At 50.5% G+C, this 22,822-nt stretch carries 22 protein-coding genes; 14 read left to right on the forward strand and 8 right to left on the reverse strand.

What is annotated here, in order from left to right:
* Positions 1–12: 12 nt before the first annotated feature.
* Positions 13–1,668: an ATP-dependent endonuclease gene (locus tag LVQ76_RS00155; RefSeq protein ID WP_232865026.1), complete on the reverse strand. Its 1,656-nt coding sequence runs from the start codon at positions 1,666–1,668 to the stop codon at positions 13–15.
* Positions 1,669–2,141: 473 nt separating this feature from the next.
* Between LVQ76_RS00155 and aqpZ the strand changes: the two genes are divergently transcribed.
* The 8 genes from aqpZ to LVQ76_RS00195 all read left to right on the forward strand — a co-directional run bounded on the left by aqpZ (position 2,142) and on the right by LVQ76_RS00195 (position 12,111).
* Positions 2,142–2,837, forward strand: coding sequence for an aquaporin Z (gene aqpZ, locus LVQ76_RS00160; RefSeq protein WP_154149594.1), 696 nt, complete (start codon positions 2,142–2,144; stop codon positions 2,835–2,837).
* A 170-nt stretch (positions 2,838–3,007) separates the two neighbouring features.
* A complete protein-coding gene (locus tag LVQ76_RS00165) occupies positions 3,008–3,907 on the forward strand; it encodes a LysO family transporter (protein ID WP_232920705.1) in 900 nt (299 codons plus the stop codon).
* Positions 3,908–4,050: 143 nt separating this feature from the next.
* Positions 4,051–5,703, forward strand: a complete 1,653-nt coding sequence (gene hcp, locus LVQ76_RS00170; RefSeq protein WP_232920706.1) for a hydroxylamine reductase — start codon at positions 4,051–4,053, stop codon at positions 5,701–5,703.
* A gap of 9 nt (positions 5,704–5,712) precedes the next feature.
* Positions 5,713–6,681 carry an NADH oxidoreductase gene (gene hcr / locus LVQ76_RS00175; RefSeq protein ID WP_232920707.1) on the forward strand — a complete coding sequence of 323 codons (969 nt, stop codon included), beginning with the start codon at positions 5,713–5,715 and terminating at the stop codon, positions 6,679–6,681.
* A 104-nt stretch (positions 6,682–6,785) separates the two neighbouring features.
* Complete coding sequence (gene poxB / locus LVQ76_RS00180) at positions 6,786–8,507, forward strand: ubiquinone-dependent pyruvate dehydrogenase (protein ID WP_232920708.1); 1,722 nt, start codon at positions 6,786–6,788, stop codon at positions 8,505–8,507.
* Positions 8,508–8,544: 37 nt separating this feature from the next.
* On the forward strand, positions 8,545–9,546 hold the full coding sequence (gene ltaE / locus LVQ76_RS00185) for a low-specificity L-threonine aldolase (RefSeq protein WP_232865031.1): 1,002 nt from the start codon (positions 8,545–8,547) through the stop codon (positions 9,544–9,546).
* A gap of 16 nt (positions 9,547–9,562) precedes the next feature.
* Complete coding sequence (locus tag LVQ76_RS00190; protein WP_232920709.1) at positions 9,563–11,011, forward strand: SDR family oxidoreductase; 1,449 nt, start codon at positions 9,563–9,565, stop codon at positions 11,009–11,011.
* Between the two features lie 92 nt (positions 11,012–11,103).
* Positions 11,104–12,111 carry a 3-beta-hydroxysteroid dehydrogenase gene (locus LVQ76_RS00195; RefSeq protein WP_232865147.1) on the forward strand — a complete coding sequence of 336 codons (1,008 nt, stop codon included), beginning with the start codon at positions 11,104–11,106 and terminating at the stop codon, positions 12,109–12,111.
* 30 nt (positions 12,112–12,141) lie between these two features.
* Here LVQ76_RS00195 and LVQ76_RS00200 read toward each other — a convergent pair whose 3' ends face one another.
* Both LVQ76_RS00200 and LVQ76_RS00205 read right to left on the reverse strand, forming a co-directional pair.
* On the reverse strand, positions 12,142–12,987 hold the full coding sequence (locus LVQ76_RS00200) for an N-acetylmuramoyl-L-alanine amidase (protein ID WP_232865033.1): 846 nt from the start codon (positions 12,985–12,987) through the stop codon (positions 12,142–12,144).
* On the reverse strand, positions 12,984–13,307 hold the full coding sequence (locus tag LVQ76_RS00205) for a heavy metal-binding domain-containing protein (RefSeq protein WP_034456425.1): 324 nt from the start codon (positions 13,305–13,307) through the stop codon (positions 12,984–12,986). Before LVQ76_RS00205 ends, LVQ76_RS00200 begins: the two co-directional genes overlap by 4 nt.
* A gap of 108 nt (positions 13,308–13,415) precedes the next feature.
* On the opposite strand from LVQ76_RS00205, the gene LVQ76_RS00210 reads away from it, so the two are divergent.
* From LVQ76_RS00210 to artJ, 6 genes are all read left to right on the forward strand, one after another.
* Complete coding sequence (locus LVQ76_RS00210) at positions 13,416–13,943, forward strand: lipoprotein (RefSeq protein ID WP_232920710.1); 528 nt, start codon at positions 13,416–13,418, stop codon at positions 13,941–13,943.
* Between the two features lie 218 nt (positions 13,944–14,161).
* A complete protein-coding gene (artP, locus tag LVQ76_RS00215) occupies positions 14,162–14,890 on the forward strand; it encodes an arginine ABC transporter ATP-binding protein ArtP (protein WP_064517680.1) in 729 nt (242 codons plus the stop codon).
* 19 nt (positions 14,891–14,909) lie between these two features.
* On the forward strand, positions 14,910–15,641 hold the full coding sequence (artI, locus tag LVQ76_RS00220; protein WP_064517421.1) for an arginine ABC transporter substrate-binding protein ArtI: 732 nt from the start codon (positions 14,910–14,912) through the stop codon (positions 15,639–15,641).
* 5 nt (positions 15,642–15,646) lie between these two features.
* Complete coding sequence (gene artQ, locus LVQ76_RS00225) at positions 15,647–16,363, forward strand: arginine ABC transporter permease ArtQ (RefSeq protein WP_064517418.1); 717 nt, start codon at positions 15,647–15,649, stop codon at positions 16,361–16,363.
* Positions 16,363–17,031, forward strand: a complete 669-nt coding sequence (gene artM / locus LVQ76_RS00230; RefSeq protein ID WP_232903972.1) for an arginine ABC transporter permease ArtM — start codon at positions 16,363–16,365, stop codon at positions 17,029–17,031. Before artQ ends, artM begins: the two co-directional genes overlap by 1 nt.
* A gap of 164 nt (positions 17,032–17,195) precedes the next feature.
* Entirely contained in the window at positions 17,196–17,927 is a 732-nt protein-coding gene (gene artJ / locus LVQ76_RS00235; RefSeq protein ID WP_232920711.1) for an arginine ABC transporter substrate-binding protein ArtJ, read from the forward strand.
* A 98-nt stretch (positions 17,928–18,025) separates the two neighbouring features.
* Here the strand turns inward: artJ and rlmC are convergent, their stop codons facing one another.
* The 5 genes from rlmC to potG are packed head-to-tail and all read right to left on the reverse strand — an operon-like array spanning position 18,026 to position 22,724.
* The gene (gene rlmC / locus LVQ76_RS00240) at positions 18,026–19,159 is read right to left on the reverse strand and encodes a 23S rRNA (uracil(747)-C(5))-methyltransferase RlmC (RefSeq protein ID WP_232920712.1); all 1,134 of its coding nucleotides are present in this window, start codon (positions 19,157–19,159) and stop codon (positions 18,026–18,028) included.
* 45 nt (positions 19,160–19,204) lie between these two features.
* Positions 19,205–19,723 (reverse strand): YbjO family protein, encoded by a 519-nt coding sequence (locus LVQ76_RS00245; protein WP_370639846.1) that lies wholly within the window; start codon positions 19,721–19,723, stop codon positions 19,205–19,207.
* Positions 19,724–19,782: 59 nt separating this feature from the next.
* Entirely contained in the window at positions 19,783–20,631 is an 849-nt protein-coding gene (gene potI / locus LVQ76_RS00250; RefSeq protein WP_151992749.1) for a putrescine ABC transporter permease PotI, read from the reverse strand.
* A complete protein-coding gene (gene potH, locus LVQ76_RS00255; protein WP_232865037.1) occupies positions 20,628–21,581 on the reverse strand; it encodes a putrescine ABC transporter permease PotH in 954 nt (317 codons plus the stop codon). Before potH ends, potI begins: the two co-directional genes overlap by 4 nt.
* Before the next feature lie 9 nt (positions 21,582–21,590).
* The gene (potG, locus tag LVQ76_RS00260) at positions 21,591–22,724 is read right to left on the reverse strand and encodes a putrescine ABC transporter ATP-binding subunit PotG (RefSeq protein WP_232865038.1); all 1,134 of its coding nucleotides are present in this window, start codon (positions 22,722–22,724) and stop codon (positions 21,591–21,593) included.
* Between the last annotated feature and the right edge of the window lie 98 nt (positions 22,725–22,822).

Genomic DNA, 22,822 nt, shown 5'->3' on the forward strand with positions numbered 1-22,822 from the left:
GCAACTACCGGGCTAATCAGCACGTCCACGTGCAAGCCAAAGTACGCGTGAGAACATTTTTCGCAACAGCGAAGGCACAGCATCAATACCACGCCTGCCAGCCTCCATCGCCACTTCAATGGCTAAATCAGGCTTAGAAGAACGGTGGATGGCTTTTACAATAATGCGCCGCATATTCATCGGCACATTTTCGGGAAGTTGTGCCACGCGGTGGAAAACATCTGCAAATCCCTGGCGGTACATGAAATGCTCCATATCCATCGCAGGCAATGTCGTCAGATGGTCGCGTTCCTGATCGCGGTCATTTTCCAGAATGCCGCGCACCACAGACGCATATTTTTTGCCCGCTTCATCGCCATCAACCAGCACATGCCATTCAATACCCATGCGCCTTGCAAATTTAATCAGTGGGCGCAGGCCAGACTGTGCAAATTCGATGACTTTCACCCCTTCAGCATCAAAATGATGCCCACACTGGCGCGCCAGTTCGTTCATCACCCACACTTCTGTTTCCCCTTCAACTAACAACCAGCAACGAGCAAACAGTGATGAGGCCCGATTAAAACGGATGTGAAACGCAATGCGACGGCTATCTTCAGCATTCATCCCGCCAGGACCGAGCCGCCATGCAGCAACTTTCGAAGATTCACGCACCAGACGACAGACATTCTCAACCGGGGTGAGTGATAACAATTCACCGGAATTGGTGGTGGTGATTTTTTGTAGTGGTAGCAAATTTAATAAATGCCAGGCCACTGACAACATAATAGGGTGTAGCCGCGTTTCCGGGTCTTCCACCAGCAACAGGGGGCGCGCGTCTTTATCCAGCGCTACGGTTCCTTTTGCTTGCAGAAGTGTTGAAAACATTCCCAATAAAATCATGCGATGAGCGCGACTATTGGGTTTGTCTATCATGCGGTTGATGACATCCAGATAACGCCAGCTTCGTTGCTCATCGTGCGAGCGACGTCGTAACAGCCGCTGATGCGCAACAGCGCCCTGCTCAGAAAAATAGTGTTCAAGCAATTGCACCATGGCCGACAGCCCCTGGCGCAACTGTGAATCTGTGAGATTTTGCGGGCGAGAAACCAGTTCACGCGCGAGGAAATCAAGCTGACGGGCCGTCATCTCAGTTTCTGGCATTACCGGGATGCTATCGTTGCGCAGGCGGCGCATAAATCGCGCATCACGCAAGCGTAACACGGGGTTGAGACGGATAATTTGCCTGGCAAGCGTATCAATATCATCAAGCTCAACGGAGTGACCGTTGTTATCAAGGAAGCTGCGTAGCGTCAGAATTGTGCCATCTTCCGCAAGCTCACCGACCAGACGATACATGATGCGATGGAAGCCATCATTCCCTTCCACCCATACAGGCGACAGTGAGCGGTAACGCCGCCCGAGATGATGGCCAGGTGCTGTTTCCCGAAAGGTCAGCACAATGTGTAGATGGTGCTCCCGGCCTTGTAGATCGCCCGGAGGGAAGTAGAAATCGTCACGACCGAAGTGATAGAGAGTTTCGTGCGGTGACAGCAACAAAGTGAGCGCATCCAGCAAGCTGGATTTACCCCATGCGTTTTCGCCAATCAAAACGTTATTTTGCTCAAGCATTAACGATAGACGGTTAATACCCCTGAATCCGACAATTTCTACACGCTCGAGAAACATAATCCCTCCAGATTGGTTAATGCTTTCCTTTAGCTACACGCCACAGCCTGCATAGCTCGAGTATATACCTTTCCCCCTCTGGCGGCAGGTTAGCCCGTCGAGTTATTTGTGGCGTAGCAGGATACTATTAATTTTTCCATTTTTATTCGTTCCAAAAATAAACAAATAATTTTATTGTTATCACTTGTAATTCTACCAACTGATAAAAAGCGCGCTTAATACAAGACAATTCTTACTTTATTAAAAACTCTTCTATACTTCCAACGTGTTTATTCTTGAAAGGAATGCCATCTCATTGCCCTAAATCAATTTTTTAGGATTTTATAGTGTGGCTCTAACCAAGTGAACTCATTAACATTGCTGCTCTTTTATTATTTACGTTACGTCTTAAACGGTTGTAACAAACAATAATCGGGTAGATGCCTTTATTTACATCACCCGAGATTCACTGTTTTTGAAATGCAGAGGTGGTTATGTTTAGGAAATTAGCGGCAGAATTCTTTGGCACATTCTGGTTAGTATTCGGTGGGTGTGGGAGTGCTGTGCTGGCAGCGGCATATCCTGAGTTAGGGATTGGTTTTGCTGGTGTGGCATTAGCATTTGGTTTAACCGTATTAACTATGGCTTATGCAGTTGGTCATATTTCCGGTGGCCACTTTAACCCAGCAGTCACGCTGGGCTTGTGGGCTGGCGGTCGTTTCCCAGCTAAAGATGTTATTGGTTATATTGTGGCGCAAGTGATTGGCGGTATTGTTGCAGCCGGTATTCTTTATTTAGTTGCCAGCGGTAAAAGTGGCTTTGATGCAGCAGCAAGCGGTTTTGCGTCTAATGGTTATGGTGAACATTCGCCAGACCATTACTCCATGTTGTCAGCAATCATTATTGAAATCGTCTTGACCTGTGGCTTCTTGATTGTGATCCATGGGGCAACCGATAAGTTTGCACCAGCGGGCTTTGCACCCATTGCTATCGGCCTTGCGTTAACCTTGATTCACCTGATTAGCATCCCAGTCACCAATACCTCTGTGAACCCAGCACGTAGTACTGCCGTTGCTATCTTCCAGGGCGGTTGGGCATTACAGCAATTGTGGCTGTTCTGGGTAATGCCAATTATTGGCGGTATCCTGGGTGGCGTTATCTACCGGACATTGCTGGAAAAACGTAACTAATTTGATTCAAGCGTCACCGGCTTCAATTTGGCTGGTGGCGCTGTATTTACTTGCCCTGCACTAAATCCTCAACCTGCATAAAAATCCTTTTTTTTCGTAGCTTTACTCATTCTCTTTCTTTGGGTAGTGTGACATACGTCGTTACTTCTATCGCAAGGATTGTCCGCACCATGTTTTCGGGATTGTTAATTATCTTAGTGCCGCTGATTATCGGTTATCTGATTCCTCTGAAAAAAACCAGTCTGTTAAAGCTCATTAATCGCCTATTGAGCTGGATTGTGTATGTGATTTTATTTTTCATGGGCATCAGCCTCGCATTTCTCGATAACCTGGCAAGTAACCTGCTTGCAATCCTTCATTACGCTGCGGTCACCGTTGTGGTGTTATTGCTCTGCAATGCTGCTGCACTGCTTTGGCTTGAGCGTTCCATGCCATGGCGCCACAATCACGAGCAAGAAAAACTCCCTTCACGAATTGCGATGGCGCTGGAATCACTAAAATTATGCTTTGTGGTGATAGCGGGTTTTCTGCTTGGTCTGACTGGCTGGCCAATTCTGCATCACGCCACCGACGCCAGCGAATACACACTTATATTCCTGTTGCTGCTGGTAGGTATCCAACTGCGTAATAGCGGTATGACGTTAAAACAGATTGTGCTTAATCGGCGCGGTATGATCGTGGCAGTCGTCGTGGCACTGAGCTCACTTGCCGGTGGTGTTATCAACGCCTTTATTCTTGACCTGCCAATTAAGACAGGTTTAGCGATGGCATCGGGATTCGGCTGGTATTCACTGTCGGGCATTTTGATGACGGAATCCTACGGGCCAGTAATTGGTAGTGCGGCATTCTTTAACGACCTTGCGCGAGAACTAATTGCCATCATGTTGATTCCCGGACTGGTACGCCGTAGCCGCTCAACCGCACTCGGGTTGTCTGGCGCAACGTCGATGGACTTCACCCTGCCTGTTTTACAACGCAGCGGAGGGCTGGAAATTGTTCCAGCGGCGATTGTTCACGGGTTCATCCTCAGCTTACTCACCCCGCTTCTCATGGCATTTTTCGCTTCCTGATACCTCATTGGCGGTAGGTTTCTGCCGCCAAATTTGCGCTAAATCAATCTCCTTTTAAGTTGTATCAGAAATACCTTTTCCCTGTGCGGCACTGAGCATAACCTTAAACATGTATATCAAATATAACTTTAAAAGGTACGATCATGTTTTGTGTGCAATGTGAACAAACAATCCGCACCCCTGCGGGCAACGGCTGCTCTTATGCTCAGGGCATGTGCGGGAAAACGGCTGAAACATCAGACCTACAAGATTTGTTGATCGCAACACTGCAGGGTTTATCTGCATGGGCACTGGCCGCACGTGAAGTCGGCATCATCAGTCATGAAGTTGATCACTTTGCACCGCGTGCCTTTTTCTCAACGCTGACCAACGTCAACTTCGATTCCCCACGCATCGTTGGCTACGCCCGCGAAGCCATCGTTGCGCGCGAAAGCCTGAAAACTCGCACCCTTGCGATTAACCCAAACATTACCGTCACCAATCCAATGGCTGAACTGCAACTGGTCAGCAACGATTTGGGGGACCTGCAGCGCCAGGCTGCTGAGTTCGCGCCAAACCGCGACAAAGCAGAAATTGGTGACGATATTCTCGGCCTGCGCTTGCTGTGCCTGTACGGCCTGAAAGGTGCTGCGGCCTACATGGAACACGCCCACGTTCTCGGCCAGTACGACAACGACATCTACGCGCAATACCACAAAATTATGGCTTGGCTCGGCACCTGGCCTGCGGACATGGGCGCACTGCTTGAATGCTCCATGGAAATAGGCCAGATGAATTTCAAAGTGATGAGCATTCTGGACCAGGGCGAAACCGAGAAATACGGTCACCCAACACCTACGCAAGTGAATGTGCGCCCGGTCGCTGGCAAATGTGTTTTGATTTCCGGCCACGATCTTAAAGATCTCTATAACCTGCTGGAACAAACTGAAGGCACTGGGGTAAACGTCTATACCCATGGCGAAATGCTGCCAGCGCATGGCTACCCGGAACTGCGCAAATTCAAACATTTGGTTGGCAACTACGGCAGCGGCTGGCAGAACCAGCAAAGCGAATTCGCCCGCTTCCCTGGCCCAATCGTGATGACTTCAAACTGCATCATCAACCCGGAAGTCGGCTCCTACACTGACCGCATCTGGACGCGTAGCATTGTCGGCTGGCCGGGCGTTAGTCACCTCGAAGGTGACGATTTCACATCCGTCATTACCCAGGCCACGCAAATGGCGGGCTTCCCGTATAGCGAAATCGAACACCTGATTACCGTCGGCTTTGGCCGCCAGACTCTGTTGGGTGCCGCTGATACCCTTATTGACCTGGTTAGCCGTGAAAAACTGCGCCACATCTTCCTGGTGGGCGGCTGTGACGGTGAACGCGGCGAGCGTAGCTACTTCACCGATTTCGCCACCAGCGTGCCAAAGGACTGCCTGATCCTGACGCTTGCCTGCGGTAAATACCGCTTTAACAAACTGGACTTCGGCGATATCGAAGGGCTGCCACGCCTGATCGATGCCGGCCAGTGTAACGACGCATATTCAGCAATCATTCTTGCGGTAACGCTTGCCGAAAAACTCGGTTGTGGCGTTAACGACCTGCCGCTGAGCCTGGTGCTTTCATGGTTTGAGCAAAAAGCGATTGTTATCCTGCTGACGCTGCTGTCGCTGGGCGTGACCAATATTGTCGCCGGCCCTACTACACCGGCCTTCCTGACACCAAACCTGCTGGCTGTGCTCAATGAGAAGTTTGGCCTGCGCGCCATCACGACTGTTGATGAAGATATTAAACAGCTGATGGGCGCATAAGGAGAAGCCATGACTATGCCAACGCCGCTGTGCCCGTACCGTATGCAGGTGCATCATATTCATCAGGAAACACCGGATGTATGGACGCTCTCGCTGATTAATCACGATTTTTATCCATACAAAGCCGGGCAGTACGCACTGGTAAGTATTCGTGATAGTGATGAAACACTGCGGGCTTACACCATTTCTTCCACGCCGGGACTCAGCCCGTTCGTCACGCTGACCATCCGCCGTATCGAAAATGGCGTTGGTTCCGCATGGCTAACTAAGGATGTGAAACCCGGTGATTACCTCTGGCTATCTGAAGGCCAGGGGGAATTTACCTGTGAAAATCTCACCACCGACCGCTATCTGCTGATGGCGGCAGGGTGTGGCGTCACACCGATTATGTCGATGCGCCGCTGGCTGGCAAAGCATCGCCCACAGGCGGACGTACAGGTTATTTATAACGTTCGAACGCCCGAAGATGTGATTTTTGCCGACGAATGGCGTCATTATCCGATGACACTGGTTGCCGAGAATAACGCGACGCACGGTTTTATCGCCGGGCGCTTAACGCGCGAAATTCTGACAACCGTGCCGGATATTGCCTCTCGCACCGTCATGACCTGCGGCCCAGCTCCGTATATGGAGTTGGTGGAGAAAGAAGTCAAAGCATTGGGCGTGAGCGCTTTTTATGCTGAAAAATTCTTTACCCCGGTCGCCGCACCTGTCGAAAGTGGTTTGAAGTTCACCACGTTAAAACCGCTGCGCGAGTTCTACGCACCGGTAGGCAGTTCGCTGTTGGCGGCAATGGAAAGCAATAAAGTGCAAGTGAATGCGGCTTGTCGTGCTGGTGTGTGCGGCAGCTGTAAAACCAAAGTTGAGTCTGGTGATTACACCGTAAGCAGCACCATGACGTTGACCGATGCAGAAATTGCCAACGGTTACGTACTGGCTTGCTGTTGCCATCCGCAAAGTGATTTAGTTCTCGCCTGATCCCACTCGTGCCGCTCAGATTCTGAGTGGCACTTTCTGCCCTGCCTCTTCTGTTTCCTTGACTAAGCTTGTTTACGTTAACTGAATCGTGACAAGGAGAACCAATGAAACAGACCGTAGCAGCTTACCTTGCAAAAACGCTTGAAAGTGCAGGCGTAAAACGAATCTGGGGTGTCACGGGGGATTCCCTCAATGGGCTGAGCGATAGTCTGAATCGCATGGGCACCATTCAATGGATGCCGACCCGCCATGAAGAGGTCGCCGCTTTTGCCGCAGGCGCAGAAGCCCACCTATCAGGTGAACTGGCGGTGTGTGCGGGTTCCTGTGGCCCCGGCAACCTACATTTAATCAATGGCCTGTTCGACTGCCATCGTAACCGCGTCCCGGTACTGGCCATTGCGGCGCACATTCCATCGAGCGAAATCGGCAGCGGTTATTTCCAGGAAACCCACCCCGAAGAGTTATTCCGCGAATGCAGCCATTATTGCGAGCTGGTGTCATCTCCGGAACAAATTCCGCAGGTACTGGCGATTGCGATGCGCAAAGCGGTCTTAAACCGTGGCGTTTCGGTCGTGGTTTTACCCGGTGACGTGGCCCTTAAGCCCGCACCTGAAACCGCCAGCACGCACTGGTATCCTGCACCACAAACGATCATTGTGCCACCCCATGACGAGCTAAAAAAACTGGCGCAATTGCTGCGCTATAACGACAACATCGCGCTGATGTGTGGCAGTGGTTGTGCAGGTGCGCATGAAGAACTGGTGCAATTTGCGGCCACGCTTAAAGCGCCGATTGTTCACGCGCTGCGTGGCAAAGAACACGTTGAATACGATAACCCTTACGATGTTGGCATGACCGGGCTAATCGGTTTTTCGTCAGGGTTCCATACCATGATGAACGCCGACACGTTGATCCTGCTCGGTACGCAATTCCCCTATCGCGCCTTCTACCCGACCGATGCAAAAATCATTCAGATTGATATCAACCCCGGCAGCATCGGTGCGCATAGCAAAGTTGATATGGCGCTGGTCGGTGACATCAAAGCCACACTTGCGGCACTCATTACGCTTCTGGAAGAAAAAACCGATCGCAGCTTCCTCGATAAAGCGCTGGATAATTATCGCGAAGCGCGTGAAAGCCTCGATGAGCTGGCACAACCCGGTGATGGCAGCGTCATCCATCCGCAATATGTCGCACAGCAAATCAGCCGGTACGCTGATGAAGATGCCATCTTCACCTGTGACGTCGGTACACCTACCGTTTGGGCCGCGCGATATTTGAAAATGAACGGCAAACGCCGCCTGATAGGTTCATTCACTCACGGCTCGATGGCTAATGCCATGCCACAAGCGCTGGGCGCAAAAGCGACGGCACCCGACCGGCAAGTTATCGCCATGTGCGGCGATGGCGGTTTCAGCATGCTGATGGGGGATTTTCTCTCGGTCGTGCAGATGAAACTGCCGATCAAAATTGTGGTGTTTAACAATAGCGTGCTGGGTTTTGTGGCGATGGAAATGAAAGCGGGCGGCTACCTCACAGACGGCACCGAACTGCACGACACAAACTTTGCCAAAATCGCTGATGCCTGCGGAATCACAGGTATTCGGGTTGAAAAAGCGGCCGACCTGGATAACGCCTTGCAACGCGCCCTAAGTATTGACGGCCCGGTGCTGGTGGATGTAGTCGTTGCCAAAGATGAGCTGGCGATTCCACCGCAAATCAAACTTGAACAGGCCAAAGGGTTCAGTCTGTATATGCTACGCGCCATCATCAGCGGACGCGGTGATGAAGTTATCGAACTGGCGAAAACCAACTGGTTCCGGTAAAAGTAAGGATAATTTTGAACAATAATAAGGACCCACCGTGATTGACTTGCGCAGCGACACCGTAACCCGCCCGAGCGATGAAATGCTCAAACGTATGATGGCAGCCCCCACTGGCGATGACGTTTACGGTGATGACCCAACGGTCAACGAACTACAAGATTACGCCGCCAAACTCAGCGGTAAAGAAGCAGCGCTGTTTTTGCCAACCGGCACCCAGGCAAACCTGGTAGCGCTGCTGAGCCATTGCGAACGTGGCGAAGAGTATATTGTCGGTCAACTTGCGCACAATTATCTCTACGAAGCCGGTGGTGCTGCGGTTTTAGGCAGTATTCAGCCGCAGCCTATTGATGCCAACCCGGACGGTTCGTTGCCGCTTGATAAAGTTGCCGCGAAGATCAAACCCGACGATATCCACTTTGCGCGCACCAAATTGCTTAGCCTCGAAAATACCCATAACGGCAAAGTTTTGCCGCGTGAGTATTTGAAGCAGGCCTGGGAATTTAGCCGCAATCACAACCTGGCTTTGCATGTTGACGGCGCGCGTATCTTTAATGCCGTGGTGGAATATGGCTGTACGCTTGAAGAAGTGGTGCGCTACTGCGATACCTTCACAATTTGCCTCTCTAAAGGACTTGGAACGCCGGTCGGTTCGCTGTTAGTCGGCAGCCACGAGTACATCAAACGTGCGACACGCTGGCGTAAAATGGTTGGTGGCGGCATGCGTCAGGCAGGAATTCTGGCGGCGGCGGGTTTATACGCGCTGGAGAATAATGTGCAACGCCTGAAAGAGGATCACGACAACGCTCATTGGCTGGCTGGCGAATTGCGTGAAATCGGTGTTGATGTCTCTCGTCAGGATACCAATATGGTGTTTGTACGCGTGCCGGTTGAACAAGCTGAAAGCCTCGGTAAATTCATGAAAGAACGCGGTGTTTTGATGAGTGCGGGCCCGGTAACTCGCCTGGTGATTCACCTTGATGTGAACCGTGAGCAGTTGGCCGAAGTGGTTTCTCACTGGCAGACTTTTTTACAACGCTAAACAGAGGTCACGGACGATGACACAGCCACAAAACATTCTGGTGCTCGGTGCTAGCGGCTATATAGGCCAGCATCTGGTGCCAAAGCTTGCCGCTGCCGGGCATCATGTTACTGCTGCGGCAAGACGTGTCGAGTGGCTGGAGAAACAACCCTGGCCGGGGGTCGTTTGTCGCCATGTCGATTTACAGTGGCCGGGAACGCTTCCCGCACTGCTGGAAAACATCGATACCCTTTACTACCTGGTACATAGCATGGGCGACGGCGCTGATTTTGTTGCCCATGAACGCCAGACTGCGCTCAATTTGCGTGATGCACTACGAGAACATCCGGTAACACAGCTTATCTTTCTGAGTTCACTGCAAGCTGCCGAAGGTGACGGTGATTCCGCACACCTGCGCGCTCGCCAGCTCACCGCCGATATCCTGCGTGATGCTGGAGTTCCGGTAACTGAAGTTCGGGCTGGCATTATTGTTGGCGCAGGTTCTGCCGCCTTCGAAGTCATGCGCGATATGGTTTATAACCTACCGGTACTCACGCCCCCACGTTGGGTGCGCTCGCGCACCACACCTATCGCACTCGAAAACTTGCTGCATTATTTAACTGAACTGCTCAATCATCCATCACAGGAAAACCGTGTTTTCGAAGCCGCCGGCCCGGAAGTACTGAGCTATCAGCAGCAGTTCGAGCGCTTTATGGCAATTAGCGGTAAACGTCGCCCTCTTATCCCCATTCCGTTACCGACCAGTTGGATCTCGGTCTGGTTCCTGAACATGATCACTTCGGTGCCACCAACGATTGCTAAAGCGCTGATCCAGGGGTTGAAGCACGATCTGCTGGCTGACGATCGTGAACTTCGCGCGTTGATCCCGCAAAAGCTACTTACCTTTGATGATGCCGTTCGTGCAACGCTTGAAGATGAACACAAACTCGCTAATTCGCAGGACTGGGGTTATGACGCCCAGGCATTTGCCCGTTGGCGACCAGATTACGGTTACTTCCCCAAGCAAGCGGGCTGCACGCTAAAAACAAGCGCTGAGTTGGCAGATTTGTGGCAAGTAGTTAATCAGATAGGCGGAAAAGAGGGCTACTTCTTTGGCAATGCTCTGTGGAAAACGCGCGGCTATATGGACCTGCTGGTGGGCCACAGGCTGGCAAAAGGCCGCCCTGACAGACCAATGCTTGAAGTAGGCGACAATGTAGATAGTTGGAAAGTGATTATTGTTGAGCCACAAAAAGAGCTTACATTGTTGTTTGGTATGAAAGCGCCGGGACTTGGGCGGCTTTCCTTCACGCTGCGTGACCACGGTAAGTATCGAACGCTGGATGTTCGTGCCTGGTGGCACCCCCATGGAACCGCAGGTTTGTTCTACTGGTTGATAATGATCCCCGCTCATCTGTTCATTTTTCGGGGTATGGCCCGCCGGATTTGCCAGGTTTGCGAACAATTGTCAGAGAAACATCGTTAACTCCTCCTAATCTTTGGCTTTCCCCATTGCAAGCGCCGCCATTTCACGGAAAAATGCGCAGCGTAAATCTCAATTATCATGAGTTGGTCGACATGAAGGTACTGGTAACGGGCGCCACCAGCGGTTTAGGCCGAAACGCGGTCGAATTTCTTCGCGCAAAAGGCATCAGCGTTCGGGCAACTGGTCGTAATGAGGCCATGGGCAAACTGCTGGAAAAAATGGGTGCAGAGTTTGTTCATGCAGACCTGACCGATCTGGTTTCTTCACAGGCCAAATTGATGCTGGCCGATGTCGATACGCTTTGGCATTGCTCAAGCTTTACCTCTCCGTGGGGAACACAGGAAGCATTCGATCTCGCCAACGTCCGCGCCACTCGCCGTTTAGGTGAATGGGCCGTTGCCTGGGGGGTGCGCAACTTCGTGCACATTTCCTCGCCGTCGCTCTATTTTGATTACCATCACCATCGCAATATCAGCGAAGAGTTTCGGCCGGTGCGTTTTGCTAACGAATTTGCTCGCAGCAAAGCCGCCAGCGAAGAAGTGATTCAACTGTTAGCGCAGTCAAATCCACATACACGTTTCACGATTCTGCGCCCGCAAAGCTTATTTGGCCCGCATGATAAAGTCTTTTTCCCACGTCTGGTGCAGATGATGCGCCACTATGGCAGCGTGCTGTTGCCGCGCGGAGGTGAGGCGATGGTGGATATGACTTATATCGAAAATGCGGTGCATGCGATGTGGCTTGCCACGCAGTGTGAAACGCAGCCGTCAGGCCGGGCGTACAACATCACGAATATGGAAGCTCGCCCGCTACGCGTTATCGTGCAGAAATTGATTGATGAGTTAGAGATTAAATGCCGGATTCGTTCCGTGCCCTACCCTATGCTGGATGTGATTGCCCGCAGCATGGAGCGTCTGGGTAGCAAGTCAGCAAAAGAACCGGTGCTGACTCACTATGGTGTGTCGAAGCTGAATTTTGATTTAACGCTGGATACGACTCGGGCTGAGACCGAATTAGGCTATAAACCGATTATCACCCTTGATGAGGGTATTCGTCGTACCGCGCTTTGGCTGCGCGACCACGGTACGCTGCACCGCTAACCCCGTTATCCTTCAAGTCGAAGCCAGGGTCTAACCCTGGCCATATTTCTCGAGCAACGCTTGTGCAATGGATTCAGTTTGCGCATCCGGCAGGCCGGAATATTCTTTTGGCCGGAAGTGCATCTGGAAAGCCTGAATTACTCTTTTTTGCTGTTCCGACGACATTTCAGGCGTCACCTGATAACCATAACGCGATAGCAAATCGAGCAAACCTCGCTTATCCACAGGCTGGTATGGTCCACGGCCATTCAGGTAAAAGGCCACTCTGTTTGCATCCGGCCAGGCACCAACACCCTGCTGTGCCAGTTGCTGCCACGGGAAGAGTGGGCCAGGATCAACTTTACGCTGCGGGGCAATATCCGCATGTGCGACCACATTTTGCGGTTGGATTTGATAACGAGCGATAATCACTTTCGCCAATCTCTCCAGCGCCGAGATCTGCGCTGGGTTGAACGGATAAAACTGCTTTACACGGCCCTGGCGCGTAAAACCTTTATTCTCCAGCTCAATACCAATCGAAGTGTCATTAATGCGCGTAGCGCCGCGCCAGAAGCTCACACCTGCATGCCACGCTAATTCACTTTCAGGCACTAATTGCCAGATGACCGGTTTGCCGCCAGATGTCGGCGGTGTATCGGGAATCAAATAGTGAGAACTAACATTTTGTTCAGTTAAAGTGGTTAGCGAACCGGCAAAATCATCGGCGGTGTAGTGAATAACCAACACTTTCACACGTGGATAGGCATTCCTCGCGTTGTGGCTGGTGTCGACTATATAATCGCCTTTATCGACAACGGTTTTTTCAGCAACTTCAGGCTTGCTGGCACACCCCGCGAGCAAAAGCGCGATTAAAAATGCGGCTAAGCAACCTTTCATCGACGCGTTTTCACCGCGGTGCCAGTGACGCTCACCATCAACATGCTGCCATCTTTGCCCACCGTTTCGTAGTCGATATCAATACCCACCACGGCATTAGCTCCCAGGCTTTCTGCCTGCTCCTGCAATTCTCTAAACGCTATCTCACGCGCTTTGCGTAGCTCTTTTTCGTAAGCACCGGAACGGCCACCGACGATATCGCGCACGCCAGCAAAAAAATCACGGAAAATATTGGCACCCAGAATCGCTTCCCCAGTCACCACGCCACAATATTCCGTGATGCTCTGCCCTTCAAGCGTAGGGGTTGTTGTAAATTGCATAAGCTTCTCCTCTCTTTGTATCAACATCTTAGCGCATAAAGCCGCCACGCATTTTGACAGCGATACGCTATGCTAAGTTAGTCCTCCTGAGAAGATAAGGAAATAAAAATGCGCAGCTCAGTTTTGGTTCTTCTTCCGTGCGCGATGTTACTCACGGCCTGTACCACCAGCGTCACTCCCGCTTTTAAAGACATTGGCACCCGCAGCGGCCCTTGTATTGATGGTGGCCCGGATAGCGTGGCGCAACAGTTTTACGATTACCAAATTAACCATAAAACGCAGGGCAGCAGCGCGATTAACGGCTTACGTCCTTATATGAGTGACGCCCTGGCACAACAAATGCAAAAAGCCAGCACTTCACCGAACGCGCAGAATGAGTTTATGCGCAGCAATATGTTCACCAGCAATGCCGACGGCGCAGACAGTGCCGAAGTTGCCTCCGCATCAACCATTCTTAATACCGATGCACGCAATATTCCGCTGCGTGTAAAACTCACGAAAGGCAGTCAAAGCTGGCAAGACGAAGTGCTGATGATTCGTGAGGGCCAATGTTGGGCGGTTGATGACGTGCGTTACTTAGGCGAGAACAGTCATGCACCTTCAGGTAGCCTGCGTCAGGCGATAGAAACAAACTAATATTTACATTCACCATCAGGCGGGAAAGGTAACCCTTGTAAATAGTCTGGAATTTTTGCATAACTCCGACATTTATTCTTGCCTCCCTCCCGCCTCGCTATATTGTGCTACCTTTAATGCATGGCAGTAGTTATTTTTAGGTTTTAACGCACAAAGATTGCATAACTATTCTGTTAAAGGTACCCTTTGCGGCTTCAATTGCTATTCAACTTATGCGCATGAGTATTCAACTAAACGGCATTAATTGTTTTTATGGCGCTCATCAGGCGCTGTTCGATATCACCCTTAGTTGCCCACAGGGCGAAACGCTGGTGCTGCTTGGTCCAAGTGGCGCAGGTAAAAGCTCGCTTCTGCGCGTACTCAATTTGCTTGAGATGCCGCGATCTGGGCAACTCACCATTGCAGACAACCATTTTGACTTTGCAAAAGCGCCTGGCGATAAAGCCATTCGTGAATTACGTCGCAACGTTGGCATGGTGTTCCAGCAATATAATCTTTGGCCTCATCTCACTGTGCTGCAAAACCTGATGGAAGCGCCTTGTCGTGTCCTGGGTATCAGCAAAGATGAAGCACGCCTTCGTGCCGACAAACTGCTTGAGCGTTTACGCCTGAAACCTTATCAGGACCGTTTCCCGCTCCACCTTTCTGGTGGTCAGCAGCAGCGTGTCGCGATTGCACGAGCATTGATGATGGAACCACAGATTCTGCTGTTTGATGAACCGACCGCAGCACTGGACCCGGAAATCACCGCACAAATCGTCAGCATTATTCGTGAGTTGGCTGAAACCAACATCACTCAGGTCATTGTTACCCACGAAGTGGAAGTTGCGCGTAAAACCGCAAGTCGCGTGGTGTATATGGAAAATGGCCACATCGTCGAACAAGGTGATGCGAGTTGCTTCGCAAAACCACAGACCGAAGCGTTTAAATTCTATCTGTCACACTGATGTATCCGGGAAAATAACCATGAAAAAAGTTCTGCTTGCCACATTATTAGCCAGCCTGAGCCTTTCCGCGACGGCTGCACAAACTATTCGTTTCGCAACGGAAGCTTCTTACCCTCCGTTTGAATCTATGGATGCCAGCAACAAGATCGTTGGTTTTGATGTCGATTTGGCTAATGCGCTGTGTAAAGAGATTGATGCAACTTGCACATTCTCCAACCAGTCTTTTGATAGCCTGATCCCAAGCCTGAAATTCCGTCGTATCGACGCAATTATGGCGGGTATGGACATCACGCCTGAGCGTGAAAAACAAGTTCTGTTCAGCAACCCTTACTACGACAACTCAGCTCTGTTTGTCGGTCAGAAAGGCAAAGTTGCTGATATCGCTGCCCTTAAAGGTAAGAAAGTTGGCGTGCAGAACGGTACTACGCACCAGAAATTTATCATGGATAAACATCCAGAAATCACCGTAGTTCCTTACGATAGCTACCAGAACGCTAAGCTGGACCTACAGAATGGTCGTATCGATGCGGTATTTGGTGATACAGCTGTGGTGACTGAGTGGCTGAAAGCAGAACCTAAACTGGCCGCTATTGGCGACAAAGTAACAGACAAAGGCTACTTCGGTACCGGTCTGGGCATCGCTGTTCGTCAGGGCAACACTGATTTGCAGGCGAAGTTCAACACCGCGCTGGAAAAAGTGAAGAAAGATGGTACATACCAGACCATCTACGAAAAATGGTTCCAGAAGTAATCTGAATGAACGAAATGTTTCCTTTAGCGAGCGCCGCCGGGATGACCGTCGGCCTTGCCGTTTGTGCGCTAATCATCGGCCTGGCTCTGGCGATGATTTTTGCCGTATGGGAGTCTGCGAAATGGCGTCCGATAGCCTGGCTGGGTTCAGCTTTGGTTACGGTGCTACGCGGTCTGCCTGAAATCCTGGTGGTGCTGTTTATTTATTTCGGCTCCTCCCAGTTATTGCTGATTCTCTCAGATGGTTTTGTCCTCAACCTCGGTTTTGCGCAAATTCCTATCCAATTGCAGATTGAGAATTTCGATGTCAGCCCGTTCCTGTGCGGCGTCATTGCCCTTTCCCTGCTCTACTCGGCTTACGCCTCACAAACTTTGCGTGGCGCACTTAAAGCCGTGCCAGTTGGGCAATGGGAATCTGGCCAGGCATTAGGCATGTCGAAGGCGGCCATTTTCTTCCGCCTGGTGATGCCGCAAATGTGGCGCCATGCGCTGCCGGGTTTAGGTAATCAGTGGTTGGTATTGCTCAAAGATACCGCGTTGGTATCGCTGATTAGCGTTAACGATTTGATGCTACAGACCAAGAGTATCGCCACTCGTACTCAGGAGCCGTTTACCTGGTATGTGGTTGCCGCCGCGATCTACCTCGTGATCACCCTCATCAGCCAGTATGTACTCAAACGTATTGACCTGAGAGCGACGCGTTTTGAACGGAGACCCGGCTGATGCTTGAGTATTTACCGGAGCTGTTTAAAGGCCTGCATACCAGCCTGACACTCACCGCGGCATCCATTGTGGTCGCGCTGATTTTATCGCTGCTTTTCACCATCGTTCTGACGCTGAAAACACCGGTACTGGTTTACGTTGTGCGTGCCTATATCACTCTCTTTACCGGCACGCCTTTGCTGGTGCAAATCTTCCTGATTTACTACGGCCCGGGTCAGTTCCCGTCAATTCAAAACTACCCGGTTTTGTGGCACCTGCTTTCTGAGCCATGGCTGTGTGCGTTGATTGCGCTGTCGTTAAACAGTGCGGCATACACTACTCAGCTATTTTACGGAGCAATCCGTGCCATTCCTGAAGGCCAGTGGCAGTCATGCGGTGCATTAGGGATGAGTAAGAAAGATACGCTCGCCATTTTGCTTCCTTATGCATTTAAACGCGCACTTTCTTCTTATTCGAATGAAGTGGTTCTGGTGTTTAAAAGTACCTCACTGGCGTACACCATTACGCTGATGGAAGTGATGGGCCACGGGCAACTGCTATATGGTCGCACTTACGATGTGATGGTGTTCGGGGCTGCGGGCCTGGTTTATCTGGTGGTGAACGGGCTATTAACGTTGTTGATGCGTGTGATAGAACGCCGTGCACTGGCATTTGAACGACGTAACTAAACGTCCATTCATCATCTTAAAACGGCGGGAACTTTCCCGCCTTTTTTACGCCTGTAGAAATATAATTATACATTTTATTTGCATATAAATTCATATGCTGGCATGATTTTTTGACGCCGGGAAACGGTGAATACAACAAAACATGACAGACAGGAGCAACACACATGAAGAAGTTTATTTTGGCCGCAATGTTCGCTACAGCCGCATTCAACGTGGCTGCAGCAGACAAAATCAACTTTGGTTCTTCGGCCACTTATCCGCCATTTGAATCACTTGATGCCAACAATCAGATTGTCGGTTTCGATATCGATTTGGCTAAAGCTTTATGCAAACAAATGCAGGCAGAATGCACCTTCACTAACCATGCATTTGACAGCTTGATTCCGTCGCTGAAATTCCGTAAATACGATGCCGTGATCTCCGGCATGGATATTACGCCTGAGCGTAGCAAACAAGTTTCTTTCACCACGCCGTATTATGCTAACTCAGCCGTCGTCATTGCCAAAAAAGGTGCATTCAAATCCTTTGAAGAGCTGAAAGGCAAACGTATTGGTATGGAAAATGGGACCACGCACCAAAAATATCTCCAGGACAAACATCCGGAAATTAAAACCGTCTCTTACGATAGCTACCAGAATGCGATTATTGATCTGAAAAATGGCCGTATTGATGGGGTATTTGGTGACACGGCAGTGGTAAACGAATGGCTGAAAACAAACCCGCAATTAGGCACAGTTGGCGAGCATGTTACTGATGCAGAATACTTTGGCACAGGTTTGGGTATTGCAGTGCGTCCTGACAACCAGGTTCTGTTGACCAAACTGAATTCCGCGCTTGTGGCGATTAAAGCTGACGGGACTTACAAAAAGATTAGCGATCAGTGGTTCCCGCAGTAAAGAGTAATGACTTACATCGGATGTCGCTTAGGCTAATCCGAACGACTCAAAGCCAGGTGCTTTAAAGGGTGGATTAGCTAACAGCGACATCCACCACGTTAATTTGCCACTCTCACCAGCAGCACCAATACTTCGTAATGTGCCGTATGCGGGAACATATCGAATAACTGCACGCGCTCGACCCGATATTCCGCCAGTGAAGAAATATCTCGCGCCATGGTCTGCGCATTACAACTTGAATAGATAATGTATTTCGGGGCCATGTTATTAAGGAAGTAGCACAACGCCTGTCCAATACCACGTCTTGGCGGATTCACTAATACCAGGTCAGGCACATCCTGTTGCTCAGTCGCAAATTTCGTGGAGTCCAGCGCCTGAAAATGAATATCGGTTAAACCGAGTTTTTCAGCCGACTGACGTGCACAGGCAATGGCTTCTGGGGCAATCTCAATCCCGGTCAATTTCATATCGGGTGTCGCGCAATGCAGGCCAAACCCGCCTACTCCACAGAACAAGTCCCACATATGTTTGACTGGCAATTCGCGAACCCATTCACGCGCAGTCGCATACAGCGATGTGGCAACCGTTGGGTTAGTCTGGAAGAAACTTTGCGGGCGGATATACAACGGCACACCATTAAACTGTTCTTCCAGCGCCTGTTGTTCGGTCAATGGAATTTCCAGTTCGCCTTCCATAATCGCCATATGTACAGGCTGAATATTGGCAGAAATTACTCTTAACTGTGGCAACTGTTGTTGTAACCACGGCAATGCCGCTCGCAGCTGTTCCAGTTTGGCTTCAGAGCGCAGAACAAAGCGCAGCATCATGCCACCATCTTTCTGGCTTTCAGTCAGCAACAGGTATTTCAACTCACCACGTTTGCGCGACACGTTATAAGGCGTCAAGCCAGCACGGGCGATAAAAGGCTTCAGTACGGCAAATACAGTCTGGAATGAGGCAGGATAAAGCGGGCACTCGGTTAAATCTTCCGGTGTTCCATCGCGATGCAGCATCCCCAATAATGGTTTTTCTACGCTGCCGCTGACCACCATTTTGGCTTTATTGCGAAATGCCTGTTCAGGGCCACTCATCGGCTCACGCCAGTCATGCACCGCAATACCCTCCAGCAGGTGCTGAAGTTCGTTCATTTTGGCGGTGAGCTGTTCGGAAATCGGCTGTTCAATCCACTGACAAGAGCGGCAGCGATTTGCCTGATAGAGCGCGCAATGCATAATTAAATCCTGAAAACCGGGGGCACAGATTGTAGCACTACGCGGTTATTGAAGTTTAAAAAAAAGCCGGCTCCGCGTGGGGATAAACAGCAGAAATAGCACTAACAGGTCGGGAAGTTTTTGCGTCATCAACGACCGGAATATTTCACGCTTTGATTCACCAGGGATACTGAATAGCTCAGGGTAACCCCAACCAAGCGACGCCGACCACAGATATGCAACTGCAATGACCTGCGTGGCAAGAAATACCCAGCGTCCCCAATTACGCCCTTTCATAATGACAAAGGCACAACGTAATTCGATACACAGCATCACCAGGCTGCCGAGAAAAATCAGCGTCAAGTTCCACGTTTGCACACTGCGGTGAACAAAATCAATAACGCCACGAACCCCGAGCATGTTGAAAAGCAACATAAGATCGAGGACTCGCGTTGAAAGAATAGCAATTGCCGCCACCAGCACTAAAGTGGGAGCGTTCAATTTGGCTTGTGTTTGACTTCGTTTCCTGAAAATTTCCGCAAACCTCGTGTTCCATACGACATAGTGCCGCGTCTTGCGCGGCACTATGGGAATTATCGCTGCAGATTTTAAGTTGCAAGGGTGCTGCCTGCAACCCGAATTATTTAAGCTGTACGCCTTGCACGCTGGATATCGCGCAGACGTTGCTTTTCTGCTCGAGCCATAAACCACCAGGCTATTAAACCGATAACCCCGACGACTCCCAAAATTATAGACGCCAATGCGTTAATTTCAGGATTCACCCCCATTCTTACGCTTGAGAATACCAGCATCGGCAACGTTGTTGCCCCCGGCCCAGAAACAAAACTGGCAATAACCAGGTCATCTAGGGATAGAGTGAACGCCAACAACCAACCAGAGATAATCGCTGGAGCGATCATCGGAACGGTTATCACAAAGAAAACCTTCAGCGGTGTCGCCCCTAAATCCATCGCAGCTTCTTCGATAGAGTGGTCCAGCTCCCTTAAACGTGAGCTTATCACCACCGAAACATACGCCGTACAGAAGGTCACATGTGCAAGCCAGATGGTTAGCATGCCACGATCGCTTGGCCAACCAATCGCGTGTCCCAATGCCACAAACAAAAGTAGCAATGAAAGACCGGTGATGACGTCAGGCATTACCAACGGTGCCGTGAGCATGAAAGCGAACCCCGTCGAGCCACGGAATTTACCAAAACGTACCATTACCACTGCCGCAATTGTTCCGAGAATCACCGCCGCCGTGGCCGCAGCCGCCGCTATGGTCAAACTAAGCCCAACGGCGCTCATCATTGCTGAGTCCTGGAACAACTCAACATACCAGCGCGTTGACCATCCTGCCCATACCGTCACCAGTTTCGAGCTGTTAAACGAGTAGATCACCAGCATTAACATAGGTGCATAGAGGAAGGTGAAACCAATCACCAAAATCAAAATGCGCCACGGTGAACGCACTACCGGTAAATTATTCATGCATGGTCCCCCGCCGTTCTATTCTGGTATTTGTGGAACCACATAATCGGCACAATCAGTAAGATAAGCATTGTTATTGCCACCGCTGACGCCACCGGCCAGTCGCGGTTATTAAAGAACTCCTGCCACAATACGCGACCAATCATGATGCTATCTGGCCCTCCGAGCAGTTCCGGGATAACAAACTCACCTACCGCCGGGATAAAGACCAGCATAGAACCGGCAATAATGCCGCCTTTAGTCAGTGGCACGATGACGCTGAAGAACGTTTTCAAAGGACGTGCGCCCAGATCCAAGGAGGCTTCAACTAACGAATAATCGAGTCGTGTCAGCGCGGTATAAATCGGCAACACCATAAATGGTAAGTAGGCATAAACGATACCGATATAGACCGCCAGATTGGTATGCAGAATCACTAACGGTTGATCGATAACGCCCAACCACATCAGCACATTGTTCAGTACACCGTTATTTTTCAGAATCCCCATCCACGCGTAAACGCGGATCAAGAACGACGTCCATGAAGGTAAAATAACCAGCAGCAACAGGATATTGCGGGTTGATGGCTTACTGTGGGCTACCGCCCATGCCAATGGATAACCCATTAGCAAACAGCAAATAGTGGAAATACCCGCCACTTGCAGCGATTGCAAATAGGCTTCGGCATAAAGCGGATCGTCGGTTAACTGGAGATAGTTGGCCAGGTTTAACGCCAGTGAAATCTGATCGTCAGCCCAGGTCACCAGATCGGTATAAGGTGGAATGGATCGCGCAATTTCTGCAAAACTGATCTTGAAGACAATCAAGAACGGCAGCATAAACAGCAAAATCAGCCACAAATAAGGCAATGCAATCACCAGCTTGCGGCCATGACGCATTTGCATTTTCCCAAGCCACAATTTGAAACCGCTTGCCGGTGGCTCGGCCGGGCGTTCAGTCATCGTGCTCATTTCGCCCCCTTAAACCGTAAGAACCACACAACTTTCAGCATCCCAACAAAGACGAACTTCATCGCCCCAAGTTGGCATCCCTTTGCGATTGCGATGTTCATTTTGCAACTGAGCACTGATCATCTGGCCGCTTTTCAGGCGCACATGATAAATCGACAGATCGCCAAGATAAGCAATGTGTACCACTTCACCGACCGCGAAGTTGAAACCGTCGGCTGGCGGCTCGTCACAAAGCATCACTTTTTCTGGGCGTAAGGCCACATACACCGGAACTCCGTCGACAACGGAAATATCAGGGTCAACTTTTAACGGATGCACAAGCCCCGGGCTATCAATCACCAGGCCATCTTCCTGGCGCTCTTTTAGCAGCCCTTCAAAGACGTTCACAGAGCCGATGAATTCAGCGCTATAACGTGTCGCCGGATATTCGTAGACTTCTTCCGGCTCACCAATTTGCTCGAACTTGCCACGATTCATGATGGCAATACGCCCCGCCATGGTCATCGCTTCTTCCTGATCGTGCGTTACCATGACGCAGGTTGCTCCCACGCGTTCAAGAATATCCACCACTTCAAGTTGCATACGGTCACGCAGTTTTTTATCCAGCGCACCCATTGGCTCATCAAGCAGCAATAATTTTGGCCGTTTCGCCAGGCTACGCGCCAGAGCGACACGCTGGCGCTGCCCTCCAGAAAGCTGATGCGGTTTACGTTTGGCATACTCCTGCATATGCACAAGCGTTAGCATTTCTTGCACGCGTTGAGCTATTTCATTCTTCGGTAACTTGTCTTGCTTGAGACCAAACGCAATATTTTGCTCGACCGTCATGTGCGGAAAAAGTGCGTAGGACTGGAACATCATATTGATCGGTCGCTGATACGGAGGCACATGCGACAAGTCCACGCCATCGAGCATGATTTGCCCAGCGCTTGGCTGTTCAAAACCCGCCAGCATGCGTAGCAGGGTTGATTTTCCACAACCAGATGGCCCGAGCAGCGCAAAAATTTCGCCTTTATAAATGGTGAGATTCACGTCATCAACGGCGTGTTGCCCGTCGAAGGACTTTGTGAGGTTGCGAACTTCAAGCAGCGGGGTGAGCGCTTTGCGAGTTTTCGCGTGCGGACGAGGGGTTGCGTCGTTCAATTATGTTGCTCTCCGGCAAAAACAAAATAGAGGTACGACCCGGTTGCCGTACTAATAACGGACAGAAGTTTTAACACTTCTGTCCGTGTTGGAGCACA

The organism is Buttiauxella cochleicola (genome assembly GCF_021283185.1).
In the GTDB taxonomy this organism is placed as follows: domain Bacteria; phylum Pseudomonadota; class Gammaproteobacteria; order Enterobacterales; family Enterobacteriaceae; genus Buttiauxella; species Buttiauxella massiliensis.

What these genes read in the sequence shown, in the direction of transcription:
- LVQ76_RS00190 (WP_232920709.1), top strand. Translation starts at nt 9,563, where the DNA reads ATGACACAGCCACAAAACATTCTGGTGCTCGGTGCTAGCGGCTATATA.
- LVQ76_RS00200 (WP_232865033.1), bottom strand. Translation starts at nt 12,987, where the DNA reads ATGAAAGGTTGCTTAGCCGCATTTTTAATCGCGCTTTTGCTCGCGGGG.
- potH (WP_232865037.1), bottom strand. Translation starts at nt 21,581, where the DNA reads ATGAGCACGATGACTGAACGCCCGGCCGAGCCACCGGCAAGCGGTTTC.
- artI (WP_064517421.1), top strand. Translation starts at nt 14,910, where the DNA reads ATGAAAAAAGTTCTGCTTGCCACATTATTAGCCAGCCTGAGCCTTTCC.
- LVQ76_RS00205 (WP_034456425.1), bottom strand. Translation starts at nt 13,307, where the DNA reads ATGCAATTTACAACAACCCCTACGCTTGAAGGGCAGAGCATCACGGAA.
- potI (WP_151992749.1), bottom strand. Translation starts at nt 20,631, where the DNA reads ATGAATAATTTACCGGTAGTGCGTTCACCGTGGCGCATTTTGATTTTG.
- rlmC (WP_232920712.1), bottom strand. Translation starts at nt 19,159, where the DNA reads ATGCATTGCGCGCTCTATCAGGCAAATCGCTGCCGCTCTTGTCAGTGG.
- artJ (WP_232920711.1), top strand. Translation starts at nt 17,196, where the DNA reads ATGAAGAAGTTTATTTTGGCCGCAATGTTCGCTACAGCCGCATTCAAC.
- poxB (WP_232920708.1), top strand. Translation starts at nt 6,786, where the DNA reads ATGAAACAGACCGTAGCAGCTTACCTTGCAAAAACGCTTGAAAGTGCA.
- artP (WP_064517680.1), top strand. Translation starts at nt 14,162, where the DNA reads ATGAGTATTCAACTAAACGGCATTAATTGTTTTTATGGCGCTCATCAG.
- LVQ76_RS00155 (WP_232865026.1), bottom strand. Translation starts at nt 1,668, where the DNA reads ATGTTTCTCGAGCGTGTAGAAATTGTCGGATTCAGGGGTATTAACCGT.
- LVQ76_RS00195 (WP_232865147.1), top strand. Translation starts at nt 11,104, where the DNA reads ATGAAGGTACTGGTAACGGGCGCCACCAGCGGTTTAGGCCGAAACGCG.
- aqpZ (WP_154149594.1), top strand. Translation starts at nt 2,142, where the DNA reads ATGTTTAGGAAATTAGCGGCAGAATTCTTTGGCACATTCTGGTTAGTA.
- LVQ76_RS00165 (WP_232920705.1), top strand. Translation starts at nt 3,008, where the DNA reads ATGTTTTCGGGATTGTTAATTATCTTAGTGCCGCTGATTATCGGTTAT.
- LVQ76_RS00210 (WP_232920710.1), top strand. Translation starts at nt 13,416, where the DNA reads ATGCGCAGCTCAGTTTTGGTTCTTCTTCCGTGCGCGATGTTACTCACG.
- hcr (WP_232920707.1), top strand. Translation starts at nt 5,713, where the DNA reads ATGACTATGCCAACGCCGCTGTGCCCGTACCGTATGCAGGTGCATCAT.
- artM (WP_232903972.1), top strand. Translation starts at nt 16,363, where the DNA reads ATGCTTGAGTATTTACCGGAGCTGTTTAAAGGCCTGCATACCAGCCTG.
- hcp (WP_232920706.1), top strand. Translation starts at nt 4,051, where the DNA reads ATGTTTTGTGTGCAATGTGAACAAACAATCCGCACCCCTGCGGGCAAC.
- artQ (WP_064517418.1), top strand. Translation starts at nt 15,647, where the DNA reads ATGAACGAAATGTTTCCTTTAGCGAGCGCCGCCGGGATGACCGTCGGC.